Below are 2633 nucleotides of genomic sequence, written 5' to 3'. Positions count from 1 at the left end.
TCGGTCTGTTGGCGGCACGATCGTTACACTCATACGATCGCGCTTACCAACTCGATTCACTATTGCTACTTTACGCTACAACGGTATCGCCCTCTATGATAATCGGCGATCGAGTTATTGGTAAAGGGGTATTTAAGTTCGATCGATTACTCAATAGCAAGAGTTTCAAGCCCCTTTATGCCTACCGTGTATACACATCTCTAGTTAGCAGCGAAATTAGTGTGAATCCCCCCAAATTCCCATTAAAAAGGGGGAATTTGACCGGATCTGAGCAAGCTTTTTAACGGGGTTTGGGGGATTCGGATCTAAAAACGAAGTCTAGCCGACTTGTGTCTACACTGTAAGTTTTCATGTAGATTGTTTTTAGAATGGAGTTTAAACCTCCGTTCTAAAAACCCAATTATCAATTATCAACGATCGACGATCGATTAGTCTAAGATATTTTTTTGAGCTGACTGAGTTTGCGCCGACGGCTCTTTGCTGCCACAGCAGCGCGATCTACTGGAAAACCAGCCATCGGAATTTCTTGATATTGGCGTTCTGCTTCTAATTTCTGTAACTCGGTATAATCCACCCACTGAATGCAATTCACCGGACAGGTATCGATCGCCTGCTGGATCGTATCTTCGAGATCGCCATCTTGACGAACTACCCTCGCTCTCCCATATTCCGGCTCGATAAAAAATGTATTGCGAGCGGTGTGAGCGCAATGCAGACACCCGATACAGGTTATCTCATCTACATAAACGCCCTTTTGTCGCCATACCCCACCCAGTTCCGGCTCGAAACCAGATCGATCTGCGGCATCGCGCAAATATCCACCGAGTTCTGGCTCGAAACCAGATTGGTTGCTATCCATTGGTGGGGTAAAATCGCTCATAACCTAGGCATTCCAACGCTGAACTACTAACTTAATCGAACCATCTTGTCGATCGCATTCTTCGACAACCTGAAAGCCTTGTTTAGTTGCTTCAGTTAATACCGTATGGTAGGCATAACGCTGTGTAATTTGATTCAAGAAGCGATCGACCGACCAATTTTGTTCCCAGAATTGCAAGTCGGCAATTAGTTCGTACTCATGATTGCCATTGTCGCTAAAGCCAATATCATAGCCATTCTCCTGCTGGATGACGACTGCTGCCGTCCGCGTATCCCCTCGATAGCCACGCACGGGTTGCGGGCCGGTTTTCCACTCGATGCCGAGATCGGTCAATGCCGCAGTCAGGGATTCTACGTTACGAATCTTGGTTTTGATATTGCTAAAATGGGACATATAAATATAGTTGAGAGTTGAGAGTTGATAATTAGTAATCGATCGTTCCGGATTGGCTAGCTTTGTCAATCCCAGACTAATTTCACGAGCTTGCTAACACTAGAAGAAGATCGACACACATTGTTGAAATTGCCAATCTAATCCGCTCAAATTACCAAGTAGCTTGAGTTGTGGCAGTGGCAGTTGTGGTAAGTTCGAGATTTTGGCGGAAATATTCGGCAGTTTGTGCTTGGCTGACGACATGGCCTAGTTCGGATTCGATCGCCGCTGTTACTACGGTGCAAGACTGACCCACTATACCAGTGACTTTCTCATGCACGCGTCCGTCGGGATAAATAATAAACTCTAGTGTCTCCATGTTCATCGGTTGTGTGAATCCTCCAAGATTACCTATACCATCGTTATTATATTTAGAGCGAGCCAAATAGTTTAGACCCGATCGGTAGATGACTTTTGCCAATGAGTGCCGATTTCGATCGACATTCATCACTGCTTGCTAAAACTTGGCAAAAGTTGTTACTTAGTCGAGTTATTACTTGCATTATAAGTAAGTTTCGCTTAACTGAGCCACCACGTCAAGTTTTGTGAAGTTTTATCATTATTTATCCCATCAGAGTAATTACCTCACTTTGTCAGCACGATCGAGCGCATGAATTTGAAAAGCGGGGGTGGCGACGCTCATTTAAGTGTGCTGCCTGAGTTTCTCTTTGCTGTTTGTGCGAGTGAATTGTTGACAGCGAGCTGGAACAGTCGCTCCAACGGAATACCGGCTGCTGTTGCCATCATCGAAATCACACTTTTGCTCGCAAAAGAGCAATACAGCCCTGCTTCCAGAAACCACGGTTGCCCGCTGGGATCGATGCGGAAATCAAACAGACTGTAATGTCGGCAACCTAGCGCGACATGGCATTTTTTAGCGGCATCCCAAACCCTGGCGGTAATGGGATCGTCAGGATCGACGATCCAGGACTTGGTACGATTCTTGGCAACCATATATAAGTCACCACTTTGGTTTTGGCCAAGCTTATCATCGTAGCGGCGAATGGGCTGATGCTCTTTGTCCATCCAGTATTCTTCCAGTGGCAGACAGACAAGCTCCCCATCCTGTACCAGGATACCGCAGCGAACTTCTCGACCCAGCTCGATAAATGTCTCGACGAGCACCTCATCGCCATAAGCAAAAGCTTTCCTAAGCGCAGCATCGTAGTCAGCGCGATTTGTGACTAAAGCGACCCCTAAAGAATTATCGGCATCTACAGGCTTGATGACGGCTGGCGGAGCGATTGAGGGCTGATTTCCAGGGCATAGCAGTTCTCCTGAAGGCACATTGACACCTACCGCCGCCACGATCGCTTTAGCT

The 2633-nt window shown here is 46.6% G+C and carries 3 protein-coding genes and 1 pseudogene; all 4 read right to left on the bottom strand.

Annotation, left to right across the window (positions count from 1 at the left end; translation table 11 throughout):
* Positions 1 to 433 precede the first annotated feature (433 nt).
* Positions 434 to 880, bottom strand: coding sequence for a ferredoxin (locus RMO84_RS02895; protein ID WP_310486947.1), 447 nt, complete (start codon positions 878 to 880; stop codon positions 434 to 436).
* 3 nt (positions 881 to 883) lie between these two features.
* Complete coding sequence (locus tag RMO84_RS02890; protein WP_310486946.1) at positions 884 to 1273, bottom strand: DUF1257 domain-containing protein; 390 nt, start codon at positions 1271 to 1273, stop codon at positions 884 to 886.
* Between the two features lie 151 nt (positions 1274 to 1424).
* Positions 1425 to 1637, bottom strand: coding sequence for a DUF2997 domain-containing protein (locus tag RMO84_RS02885; protein ID WP_310486945.1), 213 nt, complete (start codon positions 1635 to 1637; stop codon positions 1425 to 1427).
* A 314-nt stretch (positions 1638 to 1951) separates the two neighbouring features.
* Positions 1952 to 2633, bottom strand: a pseudogene (locus RMO84_RS02880) (D-alanine--D-alanine ligase); the annotation flags it as partial.

Origin of the sequence: Chamaesiphon sp. VAR_69_metabat_338 (assembly GCF_031423935.1) — a bacterium.
In the GTDB taxonomy this organism is placed as follows: domain Bacteria; phylum Cyanobacteriota; class Cyanobacteriia; order Cyanobacteriales; family Chamaesiphonaceae; genus Chamaesiphon.
Note: the sequence above shows the minus strand (reverse complement) of the source record. Positions and strands in the feature narration are given on the sequence as shown.